The organism is Rhizobium croatiense, assembly GCF_019793465.1.
Classification (GTDB): Bacteria; Pseudomonadota; Alphaproteobacteria; order Rhizobiales; family Rhizobiaceae; genus Rhizobium; species Rhizobium croatiense.
Window position 1 is genome coordinate 45,127 of the sequence record NZ_JAILYJ010000025.1, and the last position, 13,568, is coordinate 58,694.

At 60.7% G+C, this 13,568-nt stretch carries 10 protein-coding genes, 1 tRNA gene, 2 pseudogenes and 1 riboswitch; of the genes and pseudogenes, 9 read left to right on the plus strand and 4 right to left on the minus strand.

Going from position 1 to position 13,568, the window contains the following annotated elements; all coding sequences use genetic code 11:
* The first annotated feature begins 2 nt into the window (after nucleotides 1–2).
* Together K6M89_RS28545 and K6M89_RS28550 are read left to right on the plus strand one after the other, a co-directional pair.
* Nucleotides 3–995, plus strand: a complete 993-nt coding sequence (locus tag K6M89_RS28545; protein WP_038686708.1) for an Hsp33 family molecular chaperone — start codon at nucleotides 3–5, stop codon at nucleotides 993–995.
* Nucleotides 996–1,115: 120 nt separating this feature from the next.
* On the plus strand, nucleotides 1,116–1,703 hold the full coding sequence (locus K6M89_RS28550; protein WP_222141763.1) for a hypothetical protein: 588 nt from the start codon (nucleotides 1,116–1,118) through the stop codon (nucleotides 1,701–1,703).
* Between the two features lie 412 nt (nucleotides 1,704–2,115).
* Here the strand turns inward: K6M89_RS28550 and apaG are convergent, their stop codons facing one another.
* Both apaG and K6M89_RS28560 read right to left on the minus strand, forming a co-directional pair.
* Entirely contained in the window at nucleotides 2,116–2,508 is a 393-nt protein-coding gene (apaG, locus tag K6M89_RS28555; RefSeq protein WP_009988717.1) for a Co2+/Mg2+ efflux facilitator ApaG/CorD, read from the minus strand.
* A 204-nt stretch (nucleotides 2,509–2,712) separates the two neighbouring features.
* Entirely contained in the window at nucleotides 2,713–3,897 is a 1,185-nt protein-coding gene (locus tag K6M89_RS28560; RefSeq protein ID WP_222141764.1) for an O-succinylhomoserine sulfhydrylase, read from the minus strand.
* 44 nt (nucleotides 3,898–3,941) lie between these two features.
* Nucleotides 3,942–4,020: riboswitch (SAM riboswitch) on the minus strand.
* 72 nt (nucleotides 4,021–4,092) lie between these two features.
* On the opposite strand from K6M89_RS28560, the gene K6M89_RS28565 reads away from it, so the two are divergent.
* Complete coding sequence (locus K6M89_RS28565; protein WP_170964838.1) at nucleotides 4,093–5,187, plus strand: 2'-deoxycytidine 5'-triphosphate deaminase; 1,095 nt, start codon at nucleotides 4,093–4,095, stop codon at nucleotides 5,185–5,187.
* A gap of 58 nt (nucleotides 5,188–5,245) precedes the next feature.
* Nucleotides 5,246–5,319: transfer RNA gene (locus K6M89_RS28570), tRNA-Gly, on the plus strand.
* A 22-nt stretch (nucleotides 5,320–5,341) separates the two neighbouring features.
* Here the strand turns inward: K6M89_RS28570 and K6M89_RS28575 are convergent.
* On the minus strand, nucleotides 5,342–5,929 hold the full coding sequence (locus tag K6M89_RS28575; protein WP_222141770.1) for a TetR family transcriptional regulator: 588 nt from the start codon (nucleotides 5,927–5,929) through the stop codon (nucleotides 5,342–5,344).
* A gap of 98 nt (nucleotides 5,930–6,027) precedes the next feature.
* On the opposite strand from K6M89_RS28575, the gene K6M89_RS28580 reads away from it, so the two are divergent.
* The 4 genes and pseudogenes from K6M89_RS28580 to K6M89_RS28595 all read left to right on the plus strand — a co-directional run bounded on the left by K6M89_RS28580 (nucleotide 6,028) and on the right by K6M89_RS28595 (nucleotide 12,032).
* Entirely contained in the window at nucleotides 6,028–7,143 is a 1,116-nt protein-coding gene (locus tag K6M89_RS28580; protein ID WP_222141765.1) for an efflux RND transporter periplasmic adaptor subunit, read from the plus strand.
* Nucleotides 7,143–10,253 carry an efflux RND transporter permease subunit gene (locus K6M89_RS28585; RefSeq protein WP_222141766.1) on the plus strand — a complete coding sequence of 1,037 codons (3,111 nt, stop codon included), beginning with the start codon at nucleotides 7,143–7,145 and terminating at the stop codon, nucleotides 10,251–10,253. Before K6M89_RS28580 ends, K6M89_RS28585 begins: the two co-directional genes overlap by 1 nt.
* 16 nt (nucleotides 10,254–10,269) lie before the next feature.
* Nucleotides 10,270–10,980, plus strand: a complete 711-nt coding sequence (locus K6M89_RS28590) for a TetR/AcrR family transcriptional regulator (RefSeq protein WP_222141767.1) — start codon at nucleotides 10,270–10,272, stop codon at nucleotides 10,978–10,980.
* A 233-nt stretch (nucleotides 10,981–11,213) separates the two neighbouring features.
* Nucleotides 11,214–12,032 (plus strand): annotated as a pseudogene (locus K6M89_RS28595) (oxidoreductase).
* Between the two features lie 139 nt (nucleotides 12,033–12,171).
* Here K6M89_RS28595 and K6M89_RS28600 read toward each other — a convergent pair.
* Nucleotides 12,172–12,444, minus strand: a pseudogene (locus tag K6M89_RS28600) (hypothetical protein); the annotation flags it as partial.
* A 397-nt stretch (nucleotides 12,445–12,841) separates the two neighbouring features.
* Here K6M89_RS28600 and K6M89_RS28605 point away from each other — a divergent pair.
* The gene (locus tag K6M89_RS28605) at nucleotides 12,842–13,222 is read left to right on the plus strand and encodes a VOC family protein (protein WP_097582373.1); all 381 of its coding nucleotides are present in this window, start codon (nucleotides 12,842–12,844) and stop codon (nucleotides 13,220–13,222) included.
* The last annotated feature ends 346 nt before the right edge of the window (nucleotides 13,223–13,568 follow it).

Below are 13,568 nucleotides of genomic sequence, written 5' to 3' on the forward strand. Positions count from 1 at the left end.
CCATGGCAGAAGCTGCAGCCGCCCTCGGCCAGTTCGATTTCGCCGGCGATGACCATGTCGTCCCTTTCCAGGTGGAGGGTCTGGATGTGCGCGGCCGCGCCGTCCAGCTCGGCCCGATGCTCGATGCGATCCTCGAGCGCCATCATTATCCCGCGCCCGTTGCCCGGCTGCTTGCCGAAGTCGTCGTGCTGACGGTGCTGCTCGGCACCTCGCTGAAGTTCGACGGCAAGTTCACCGTGCAGACCAAGGGCGATGGCCCGGTCGATCTTCTCGTCGCCGATTTCTCCACGCCGGAAAATGTCCGCGCCTATGCCCGTTTCGATCAGGCGCTGCTCAACAAGGCGGTTGAAGCGGGCGAAACCGAGCCGGAACAGCTGCTCGGCAAGGGTGTGCTCGCCTTTACCATAGACCAGGGCAAGTTCGCGCAGCCCTATCAGGGCATCGTCGCGCTCGACGGCACCTCGCTCGAGGAGATCGCCGGTGTCTATTTCCGCCAGTCGGAGCAGATCCCGACGCGCGTGCGCCTGGCTGCGGCCGAGCTCTTCGATCGCGACGATGCCGGCAAGCCGCGCCATCGCTGGCGGGCCGGCGGCCTCGTCGCCCAGTTCCTGCCCGAAGCGCCTGAGCGCATGCGCCACCCGGATCTCCACGGCGGCGACGGCGACAATGGCGACCGCCCGCATGGCGAGGACGACGCCTGGGTCGAAGCCCGCTCGCTGGTCGAGACCATCGATGCCGACGAGCTGACCGACCCGCTTGTCGGCACCGAGCGGCTCCTGTTCCGCCTGTTCCACGAGCGCGGCGTGCGCGTCTACGAACCGCGCGCCGTCTTCGACCGCTGCAGCTGCTCGCGGGACAAGATCAAGGGCGTGCTGAAGGGCTTTTCGGCCGAGGAGATCGAGGAAAGCCAGGAAAACGGCGAGATCGCCGTCACCTGCGAGTTCTGCTCGACCACCTACCGCTTCGAGCCGACCGAGCTTCAGCCGGCTGAGTAGGCTCGGTTGAGGACACGTCGAACAAATACAAAAGATTAGCGATGATCCAGCACAGTGACTCGACTTTCGGTAGTCACTGTGCACCTATTATCCAACTGGTTCTTTGGGGATGGGGCCTTCATGCGCTTTTTGTATTTCGTACTCGCATTCATGGCTGCGATGCCACGAATTGGCTTGGCTGATGACGAGACAATCCAATGGAAAGAGGTCGGGGGCTGGAGCGTGGCTGTCGACCCGACTTTAGACAATGGCTGTTTTGTTCTGACTTCCTTTGATGACGACACCATTTTTCGTCTTGGCTTCAATTTCCGAAAAAAGGACAACCCTCTTTACATTCTGCTCGGAAATCCAAACTGGAAATCCTTGGAGAAAGGTAAGCATTATCCCATCGAACTCTCGTTCGACCAGTCTAAACGGACGGTTGATGCGAGAGGTCTGGATCTCGCTGGCCTCAAATCATTATGGATTGATTTCAAGGATCCCGACTTGGTTGAGGCGTTCGCTGGTAAACTGAGTTTCCGCGCCAGCTTTAGAGGCAAGCAGATTGTTGCCCTCGGTCTGAAAGATTCCGCCCGGGCAGCGGATGAGTTGCTCGCCTGCCAAAAGGCGGTAAACGATGCGGTCGCAAAACAGCCGGCGCCGCCACAATCAACAGATCCGTTCGAAGCAAAGCCGGGCACGCAGGCCTCGGATCCTTTTGACCTTTAGCAGATTGATGACTGGGCAAGCCCGAGGATCCACGACCGCGGGTACGGCGTCCATGTCGGTACTGACTGGAAGGCTGCATCCGGCCGCAGCCGCCGCATCCACGCGCAGTGCTTGCCGCATGGGTCCTCGGGTCAAGCCCGAGGACGACGGAGAGTGGGAAGAAACGAGCGGCAAGAGGCGATACGTCTCGGAATTCCAGCAAAATGCGCAAGCGAATTTGCGTGAGAAGCACGTAAAGCAAACCCCACTTCCAACAAAACCGCTGCGCACTTTTGATGAAGTTGTTCCCGGCCTCTCGCCTCTTGCTGGTCGTTGTCCCCACGCTCCGTCGTCCCCGGGCTTGACCCGAGGACCCATGCGGCAAGCACGGCGTTCGTGTTCGCACTGACGAAGCGACCGCGAACCTGCGCGCTCAATTCAGCACGCGCAGCAGCCCCGGTGAATCCAGCGAGAAGGCGGGGATGTCGACGTCGAACAGCTCGCCTTCGTCCGTTTCCATCTGGTAATGGCCGAACATCAGCCCGGAGGGCGTATCGAGCGGGCAGCCGGAGGAATATTCATAGGTGTCGCCGGGGCTGAGCCGCGGCTGTTCGCCGACGACGCCGGGGCCGGTCACCTCGTCCACCTGCCCGTTCTGGTCGGTGATGTTCCAGTAGCGGTTGATGAGGCGAACGGCGACGCCGGAATTGTTGCTGATGACAATCCGGTAACCCCAGACATAGCGATCGTCTTCCGGATCGGATTGCTCCTCCAGATAGAATGGTTCGACGACGACTTCGATATCTCTAGTCAGGGCGCGATACATGCCTTGCACCTTAGTCAAGATATGTTACCCGTATCTTATAAGAAGGCCCTATCCGTCAACAAACGGAACGTTGATCGGCGATGAAACAGCCGTGATCGCATGGGTTTCGATCGTTAAGCCTAATTGTCGGTATTATTTTACTTGGCAGCGCCGGGGCGCCGTCCCCGCGGCCGAACCCGGAGGCTCGGCCGCCAATGCTGTCGATCAGGCCGAGACCTTGGCAAGCGCCTTGGCGAAATCGTCGATCAAGTCGTCCGTATCCTCGATGCCGGCCGAAAGACGAACGGTGCCCGGCGAGATGCCGAGTTCGGCGCGCGCCTCTTCCGTCAGGTTCTTGTGGGTCGTCGTCGCCGGATGGGTGATCAGGCTCTTGCTGTCGCCGAGATTGTTGGAGATCTTGATGATATCGAGCGCGTTCTGCAGCGCGAAGGCCGCCTCCTTGCCGCCCTTCAGCTCGAAGGCGACGAGGGTCGAGCCGCCGGTCATCTGCCTGGCGATGATGTCGGCCTGCGGATGGTCCTTGCGGCCGGGATAGATCACCTTGGCGACCTTGTTCTGCTCGGCCAGGAAATCGGCGATCTTCGCGGCATTCTGCGTCTGCTGACGCACGCGCAGCGGCAGCGTCTCGATGCCCTTCAAGAGCGTCCAGGCGTTGAACGGCGACATGGCCGGGCCGGTATGGCGGAAATAGTCATGCAGGTTCTCGTCGATCCAGGCCTTGTCGGCGAGCACGACGCCACCCAGGCACCGGCCCTGGCCGTCGATATGCTTGGTGGCGGAATAGACGACGATATGGGCGCCGAGTTCCAACGGCTTCTGGAAGAGTGGCGTGGCGAAGACGTTGTCGACCACGACCTTGGCGCCCACCTGGTTGGCGAGCTTTGCCACACCGGCGATATCGACGATCTCGAGCGTCGGGTTGGTCGGGCTTTCCAGGAAGAACACCTTGGTGTTCGGCCGGATTGCCTCTTCCCAGTTCTTCAGGTCGCGGCCGTCGACCAGCGTGCATTCGATGCCGTATTTCGGCGCCAGCGTTTCCACCACCCAGCGGCAGGAGCCGAAGAGGGCGCGCGCGGCAACGATATGGTCGCCCGCCTTGACCTGGCAGAGGATCGCGGCACTGACGGCGGCCATGCCGGACGCGGTGGCGCGGGCGTCTTCGGCACCTTCGAGCATGCACATGCGCTTTTCGAACATGTCGTTGGTCGGGCTGCCGTAGCGGGCGTAGATGTAGCCGTCGGTCTCGCCCTTGAACCGGGCTTCGGCCGCCTCGGACGTGTCATAGACGAAACCCTGCGTGAGATAGATTGCCTCGGACGTTTCGCCATATTGCGAACGCAGCGTGCCGCCATGGACGAGTTGGGTTGCCGGGCGCCAGGTCTTGCTCATGCCATCACCTTCACATAACAAAAAAACCGGCCGCAAAAGCAGACCGGTTTCATAACCCGGTCTTTTTAGCCACTTGTTTAACGTGGCTGCAAGCCGACCGGCCAAATCACCACGGGATAATTCTGCAATACTGCTGTTAGCTGCTTGCGTCAATTCCCCGTATTTGGTTTTGTCGGCGCAAAAGATGGATGGGGCATGATGGCTCGCGAAACTGGAATTCTGGCGGACCGCGCGATCGCAGCGCTGTTTGAAACGGGGCGTCTTAACTCCGAGCGGGAGCTGGACCGCGATCAGATCCAGCCGGCAAGTCTCGACCTGCGACTGGGGAGCAAGGCCTTTCGCGTGCGTGCCAGTTTCATGCCGGGGCCTTCGCATCTCGTGTCGGACAAGCTCGACCGGCTCAGCCTGCATGTGATCGATCTGTCCCAGGGCGCGGTGCTCGAAACCGGCTGCGTCTACATCGTGCCGCTGATGGAGAGCTTGGCACTGCCGGCCGATATGTCGGCCTCGGCCAATCCGAAAAGCTCGACCGGCAGGCTCGATATCTTCACCCGCGTCATCACCGATTACGCCCAGGAATTCGACAAGATCCCATCAGGCTATTCCGGTCCGCTCTATCTCGAAATCAGCCCGCGCACCTTCCCGATCGTCGTGCGCCGCGGCTCGCGCCTGTCGCAGATCCGCTTCCGCGTCGGCCAGTCCCTGCTCGGCGAGCCGGAACTGTTGAAGCTGCACGAAAGCGAGACGCTCGTCGCCAGCAAGCAGCCGAACGTGTCGGGCGGCGGCATCGCGCTGTCGATCGATCTCAGCGGCGACAAGGACGGCCTGATCGGCTATCGCGGCAAGCACCACACCGCCGTCGTCGATGTCGACGAGAAGGACCAGCACGACATCTTCGATTTCTGGGAGCCGCTCTATAGCCGCGGCCGCAACGAACTGATCCTCGATCCCGACGAGTTCTATATCCTCGTCTCGCGCGAGGCCGTGCATGTGCCGCCGGATTATGCCGCCGAGATGACCCCCTTCGATCCGCTGGTCGGCGAGTTCCGCGTCCACTACGCCGGCTTCTTCGATCCGGGCTTCGGCCATGCCCCGGCCGGCGGCCGCGGCAGCCGCGCCGTGCTCGAAGTGCGCAGCCACGAAGTGCCCTTCATCCTCGAGGACGGCCAGATCGTCGGCCGCCTCGTTTACGAACACATGCAGGAAAAGCCCGCCAGCCTCTACGGCTCCGGCCTCGGCTCCAACTACCAGGCCCAGGGCCTGAAACTCTCGAAACACTTCCGCATCTGAGGCGCCGCGCCGACGCGACTTGACAGCGGCCCCCTTCTGTTGGAAATCTCAGCGCATCGCGGGTGTAGCTCAATGGTAGAGCAGCAGCTTCCCAAGCTGAATACGAGGGTTCGATTCCCTTCACCCGCTCCAGCTCCTCATCGCAACCGAAATCTCATTCTTCGTCTCTGCCGCCAGCGATGTGCTTGACTGCACCGGCAGCGGTCTCAAGCAGACGCTCCGCCATGGCCTGATCGGTCATGATGCGAGAAATGGTCACGGCGCCCACCATGAGGGAGAGGACGATCATGGCTTTGTCATAAGGTTTCGTGCCATCCGATGCCGGGAGCAGTTCGTCGAGGATCTGAAGGTGGGCTTCTATCCCATTCTGGAATGGAGCTCGTACCGCTTCACTCTGACGCGCCGCGTCGGATCCGAGCGCGGCCAAGGGGCAGCCATCGCCTTTCTCTTCCTGGTGCCCGGTCGAAAGATACATGCCGACAACCGCTCCGAAGGGATCGGCGCTTCCGGCGGCAACCCTCGACCACCGGCGAACGGCGCTCTCCATCGCTCGCCCGGATGCCAGCGCTGCAAGATCGTCCTTTGATTCGAACTGCTTGTAGAATCCGCCTTGCGTGAGGCCGGCACCTTTCATCAGATCTTTCAGCCCGATGCCGTCGAAGCCATGCTCCCGGAAGAGCCGGCTTGCGACATTGATCACCGTTTCACGATTGGCCTCGGCCTGAGCGCGACTGACTCTCATAGCGATCTCCAATTAGATTTCATTTGACATCTATAGCCGAATTAGAGTTAGATCGCAATCTAAATGAATAGCTGCGCCCGTCAATAAGGCTTAATGACATGAACCGCAAAATTCTCCTCGCCTCTCTCGGCCTCCTGGTGGCTGCCGGCGCCACGGCGTTTATCCTTGTCGGCGAGCCCTCGGAAGGAAGCGCGCAAGCCGCCGACCCCCGCATCGCGCCACCATTCGTCAAGCTGGTGGACGCAAAGAGCCCGGAGACAGCCGCACGCACCTTCACCGGCACCATCGCCGCTCGCGTGCAGAGCAATCTCGGTTTTCGTGTGCCCGGCAAGATCATGCAGCGCTATGTGGATGTTGGCGTACAGGTCAAGGCCGGCCAGCCCCTGATGCGCATCGACGAGACCGATCTGCGTCTCGCACTGACTGCGAAACGAAACGCGGTCGCTGCAGCCGAAGCTGTGCTGATCCAAGCGCAAGCAGACGAGAAACGCTACGCCGCTTTGGTGAAAAACGGATTGGCCGCGACGCCGCAGCGCTATGAACAGGCAAAGGCAGCACTGGATACCGCGACCGCCCAGCTTGCCGCGGCGCAAGCGGACGCGAAGGTCGCTGAAAACGAAACCGCTTATTCCGTCCTGGTGGCCGACACGGATGGAACCGTCGTCGAAACGCTCGGAGAGCCGGGACAAGTCGTGACGGCGGGACAAACCGTCGTCCGGCTCGCACAGGCTGGCCCACGGGAAGCGCTGGTGTGGCTTCCGGAATTCTTGAGGCCGCAAATCGGTGAGATAGCCGATGCCAGTATCTATGGAAAGGAAGGCGGGCCAGACAAGGCGCGGCTTCGACAGATCTCCGACGCCGCCGATCCTCAAACCCGCACCTATGAAGCGCGCTGGGTTCTGGATGGCGCCGCAGCGTCGGCCCCGCTTGGCGCGACGGTGACGATCAGAATCTCAAACAGTAGTGGCCAATCGCATGCCGCGGTGCCCGTCGGCGCCGTTTTGGACGATGGCAGTCGAACCGGCATCTGGGTTTTCGATCACAAATCTTCGACCGTTCACTTCAGGCAGGTGAAGATAGAACAAATAGGTGAGGAGTTCGCGGTGGTTTCCAACGTGATTGCAGGCGAGCCGATCGTCGCTCTTGGCGCCCATTTGCTGCAGGACGGCGCCAGCGTTCGAACCACGGTGGAACAAGCAGAGGCGGCGAACTGATGAACTTGAATCTATCCGCGCTCGCCGTCCGCGAACGGGCCGTTACGCTGTTCTTCATCATTCTGCTGGCCGCCGCCGGCGCCTATGCATTCGTCAAGCTCGGGCGTGCGGAAGACCCCTCCTTCACCATCAAGACCTTGACCGTGACAACCGTCTGGCCAGGTGCGACAGCGCGCGAAATGCAGGATCTTGTCGCTGAGCCGCTGGAGAAACGCCTACAGGAACTCACCTGGTACGATCGCGTCGAAACGACAACGCGGCCGGGATACGCCTTTCTGACTGTGACGCTGAAGGACAGCACGCCGTCCACGGCGGTCGAAGAGGAATTCTATCAGGCCCGAAAGAAGCTTGGGGACGAGGCCCGCAATCTGCCCCAGGGCGTTTTCGGTCCTTTCGTCAACGACGAGTATTCCGATGTCAGCTTCGGTCTTTATGCGCTGAAGGCCAAGGGCATGCCGATGCGCGAGCTGGTGCGCCAGGCCGAGGTGATCCGCCAGGATCTTCTGCATGTGCCTGGAGTCAAGAAGATCAACATCCTCGGTGAGCGGCCCGAACAGATCTTTGTCGAATTTTCCTATGCGAAGCTCGCCACCCTCGGCATTTCGGCACAGGACATCGCGGCCGCTCTGCAGCGGCAAAACGCCGTGACGCCGGCGGGATCGATCGATACGCGCGGGCCTCAGGTGTTCATTCGCTTCGATGGCGCCTATGACAGCATCCAGGCGATCGCCGACACGCCGATCGCCGCAGGCGGACGCACCTTGAAGCTCTCGGATTTTGCCGACGTGCGGCGCGGTTATGAAGATCCGGCCACCTACCTCATTCGCCATGATGGCGAGCCTGCGATCATGCTCGGCGCGGTGATGCAACAGGGCTGGAACGGTCTGGAGCTCGGCAAGGCGCTGGAAGAAAGATCCGCCGCGATCGCAAAGACCTTGCCGCTCGGCATGACGCTCGCCAAGGTCAGCGACCAGGCCGTCAATATCCAGGAAGCCGTCGGCGAGTTCATGCTGAAATTCGCCATGGCGCTCGGCGTCGTGTTGTTCGTCAGCCTCGTCAGCCTTGGTTGGCGCGTCGGGATCGTCGTGGCGCTGGCCGTTCCGCTGACACTTGCCGTCGTCTTCCTCATCATGCTGGAGACCGGCCGGTTCTTCGATCGCATCACCCTTGGTGCTCTCATCCTGGCGCTCGGCCTTCTCGTCGACGACGCCATCATCGCCATCGAGGTGATGGTCGTAAAGATGGAAGAGGGGATGGATCGCATCAAGGCGGCCGCCTATGCCTGGAGCCATACGGCAGCCCCGATGCTATCAGGCACGCTGGTGACGATCATCGGATTGATGCCGGTCGGCTTTGCCCGATCAACCGCCGGCGAATATGCCGGCAACATCTTCTGGGTCGTGGGCTTTGCGCTGATCGTATCCTGGATTGTCGCGGTGATCTTCACGCCCTATCTCGGCGTCAAGATGCTGCCGGCGATCAAGCCGGTCGAGGGTGGCCATCACGCCATCTACAACACCCCGAACTACCGGCGCCTGCGGCGGGTTATCGAGTTCACCGTGCGCCACAAGTTCGTCACGTGTGCGGTGGTCGCCATCACGATGGGCGCCTCCGTCGTTGGAATGGGAGCGGTGAAACAGCAGTTCTTCCCGACGTCGGACCGCCCCGAAGTCCTCGTCGAAGTCCGCATGCCCGAAGGCACCAGCATCGAGACGACGACGGCGGCGGTGGAGAAACTCGAACACTGGCTGCAGAAACAGCCGGAGGCCAAGACCGTCACCAGCTATGTCGGGCAGGGCGCTCCCCGTTTCTTCTTTGCCATGGCCCCGGAATTGCCCGACCCGTCTTTCGCCAAGATCGTCGTGCTGACCCCTGACGCTCACACACGCGAGGACTTGAAGCATCGGCTCCGTGCGGCCATTTCGGATGGGCTCGCCCCTGAAGCCTATGTCCGCGTCACGCAGCTCGTCTTCGGTCCCTACACGCCCTTTCCGGTCGAGTTCCGGGTCACCGGCCCCGATCAGGAGCAATTGTACCAGATCTCCGAAAAAGCTCTCGAGATCATGAAGAGCGTGCCGGATGTGCGCCAGGCAAACCGCGATTGGGGCAACCGCACGCCGGTGCTGCGCTTCGTTCCCGACCAGGATCGGCTGAACCTGATCGGCCTGTCACCGGCCGAAGCGGCCCAGCAGATGCAATTGCTGCTGAGCGGAATTCCGATTACCGAGGTTCGCGAGAATATCCGCAGCGTGCCTGTCGTCGCGCGCAGCGCTGGCGGCAACCGGCTTGATCCGTCGAGGTTGGCAGACTTCTCGCTGATGAGCCGGGATGGGCGGCAGGTCCCGCTCGATCAGATCGGCCACTCCGAAATCCGGTTTGAAGAACCGATCCTGAAACGTCGCGATCGAACGCCTGTTGTCACGATCCGTTCCGATATCAACGAGGCGTCGCAGCCGCCGGAGGTCTCGCAGCAGGTTCTGAAGGCGCTTCAGCCGCTGATCGCCTCGCTTCCTGTGGGATATCGTATCGAGATGGGCGGAAACATCGAAGAATCCCTCAAGGCCAACGCCGCCCTCGTCAAAATCTTCCCGGCGATGGTTGCCGCCATGCTGATCGTCATCGTGCTGCAGGTCCGCAGCCTGTCGACGATGACCATGGTCATGCTGACGGGGCCGCTCGGTCTTGCCGGGGCCGTTCCGGTTCTGCTTCTCTTCAATCAGCCCTTCGGCTTCAATGCCATTCTCGGACTGATAGGATTGGCCGGAATTCTGATGCGCAACACCCTGATCCTGACGGAACAGATCAAGGAGAATAAGGCAGCCGGTCTCGACGATTATCACGCCGTCATCGAGGCGACAGTGCAGCGGACGCGTCCCGTCATCCTGACAGCCCTTGCCGCCGTCCTCGCTTTCATTCCTCTCACCCATTCGGTGTTCTGGGGGTCGATGGCCTATACGCTGATCGGCGGCACGGCGGTCGGCACCGTGATGATCCTGCTTTTCCTTCCTGCCCTTTACGCGACATGGTTCCGCATCAAGCCGACGAAAAATGACAGTCAGGAAAACGCACCGAAGGACGTGGAGTTACCAACAGCGATGGCTGCCGAGTGACCTTCCGGAGGCGGCGATGATGTTTGCGGATCCGAGCGGAAGTGACCTTGAGCAGTCGCGGACGCGGATTCTTGAGGTGGCGGAAAAGCATTTTCGGCGGATCGGCTATCATAAGACGTCCGTCGCCGACATCGCCTCGGAGCTCGGCATGAGCCGCGCGAATGTTTATCGCTTCTTTCCGTCATGGACGGCAATCAACAGCTCCGTCTGCGGACTTGTTGTCAAGGAGGTTGCTGAAATCGCTCTGGCGATTGCCCGAACAGATGCGCCGGCGAGCAAAAAGTTGGTTGATCTTTTGACCGCCATTCACCGGCACAGCACGAGAATATTGGTGGAGGACAGACGCATGCACGAGCTGCTCGTCGCCGCCATCGATGGAAGTTGGGCAACCATCAACGCGCATAACGAGCAAATCCTGGCAATCCTCAAAGCACTTGTCCGCGAGGGCCAGCGATCGGGCGAGTTCAAGGTTGACGACGCCGACGAAGCTGCACAGGGCATCATCACCGCGTTCTTGCCGTTTTTCCATCCGATTCTGGTAGAGCAACGGGTTCAGGAGGCAGAGGCCACCGCGGTGAGCCTGGATGCGCAAATCCGCTTCATCATGAAAGCTCTCGGCAAATCAGATCCGCGCGCCGCCGCTCATCCCAGCGATTGTGAAGATCGGAATCATCGGCGCCGGAAATATCGGCGCAACTCCGGGCGGGCGGGCACTGGCGCTATCTGATCCGAGGTCCTCAGGCTTGCCGCTGAGCTTATTAGCAAAAAGCGCTTGATTTTATATTTCGATTGACATCTAAAATAGATAGATGTCAATCAACATCTTATGTGCTTATTTGTGAAGCAGCGCCTGCGCGTTGAGCGATTGATGTCATGTCCTGAAGATCCTTTGGGGGTGAAAAGTTCTGACCCTTCTATTGAGCACGTAATCAACCACTCGCGCCAAACCGAGGAGCATGCATGTCTAACAATAGAGTTGTCGTCATCACCGGAGCATCCTCAGGGATCGGCGAAGCGTCAGCCCGCCTTCTTGCACAAAACGGCTTCCAGCTCTTTGGAGGCGTGCGTAACCCGCAGCGCGCCAATGCCATTCCCGGCGTGCGCTATGGGACTGTCGATGTGACTGATGACGCCTCCGTCTCCAATTTTGTTGAATGGGTTTTGTCCGAAGCGGGCAAGATCGACATCCTGATCAACAATGCCGGCGTTTCGTTGGTCTGCCCTGTCGAAAACACGTCGCCCTCCGAAGCTCAGCGGTATTCGATGCCAACGTTTTCGGGCCTTTGCGCATGATCCGCGCTGCTTTGCCCTCTATGCGCCGCCCGGAGCGGGCTCATCATCAATATCAGTTCGGTCCTGGGCTTCCTGCCTGCACCGTTCATGGGAATATATGCCAGCAGCAAGCATGCACTCGAAGGACTGTCGGAGTCGCTCGATCATGAGATTCGCGAGTTCAACGTGCGCGTGGTGCTCCTTGAACCGACCTTTACGAACACCAAGCTCGACGTAAACGCGGCACAAACCGCAGCACCCCTGGGTGCTTACGCAACACAGGCCGATGCGACCATCAAGGCGGTACAGGCCCAGATCAGAACCGCGCCGTCTGCGCTTGCAGTCGCAGAGAAAATCCTGGCCACAATCAACGGTCCATACCGAATGCGCCAACCGGCCGGAGGCCAAGCAACGCTGCTCAGCCGGCTACGCAGGTTCATGCCGGCAAGCGCAGTCGACAGCAGCCTGCGAAAGACATTCGGCTTCGGCAAACGAAGCGCCTCCTGAATTTCGCTTAAACTTTCGGACGTCGTCGGTTTCAACGGTATCATCAGGGTTCCCCGCGGGGTCGCCGACGTCAGCTATCTCTTGAGCCAACGCCGCATTTGAGCGCTCGAGGGCAAAGCCATCCCAACCCAGACCTAATCCCAAAGAACCGGATCGGCTTGTATCGCCGATGCGCGATGATCAGGCTTCTGTCGGGCTGGATGATGTAGGTTTCTTCCACCTGCCGGCCGTACTGGTCGATGAAATCATGCGGAAAGGCCGAACCAGCAGGCGATTTGGTGAGCTTGCTGCGCGGTTGACCGTTGTAGGTGATGCTTCCGGGGATGGGTTCGAGGCCCGGTCCGCTGTAGCTGACGGTGCTGCATCCCGCGAGAACGAGTGTGCCGACGAGGCCGATGATTGCAGGTTTCATATCCATCCCTCCGTGAATGACATCACTCTACGCCTTAGCGGAGCGCGCGCACCACACAATGCCCATGCCGCTCTTCAATCCTTCGGGAAGCGTCGCCGGGGACGCCGGAGCAGTCGGCTGCCAGCTATTGAGATTAGGGCGAAAATCCCGCTCTACCAGGCGTGTGGCAACGCATCTATTGCCGAAACCGAAGCCGCCTGCTAGATCGGCTTCGTCGAAAAAGGCAGGATCGGTTGAGGTAAGCCCGGTCCCTTCCGTCAGAGCGTCAAAGCGCTCTGACGAAGCTCTGCTCCGTGCCCCAGGGCGCGAGAACCCGCGACGTGATCCGCATGGAAATGCGGGATCCCGGCGGCGTGCGGAGACGGTCAGTCCCGGGACTTTTTGAACGGAGACTGTCATGCGCCTGAACCATCTCGATTTTCACGTACCCGATATTGCTGAGACGGCGGATTTCTTCATCCGCCATTTCGGCCTGAAGCTGAAGGATATGCGCGGCAACAACGGCCTGGCGATCCTGGAGGATGACGCCGGCCTCGAGATCGTCTTGAGCCACGCCATCGCCAGGTTGGGCACCGCCGACCAGGTGGAGATAGGCCGTCAGACCTATCACATCGGCTTCATCCTGCCTGAAAGGGGTGACGTCGATGCCCTCCATGCCGGGCTTGCCGCCGCCGGTGCCGTGCTCTCTGGCCCGCCGGCCGCCATGCGCGGCGGCTGGCTGTTTTATTGCACGGCGCCGGGGAATATCCTCGTCGAGGTTGGTTGGCGGCCGGGATAGAGTGAGCGGGAGTCCGGTAAACGCGGCGCCGAGGAATAGCCGCAACCTCGTGATTCCCTCTTCTCCCCAGCGGGGGTCCGAAGGACGGGCGAGACCCGTGGCTCGCCCAGGCTGGTGCCCGTAGGGCGGGGCGGATGAGGGGCCGGCGAAGCCGGTCTTTGTACAGGGCGCTGCGGTCGGCGTAGTGGGATAGGCCTTTACGGGAGGGAAGTCCGGGTAGCCCCCTCATCCGCCTGCCGGCACCTTTGTAACTTCCCTTTACCCGCTATTGGCGTAGTACTGCCTGTTGCGGTGGCGGATGGAAGACCGTTGCACCTTTGGGACCCCAAGCCCGTGGGAGAGCCTG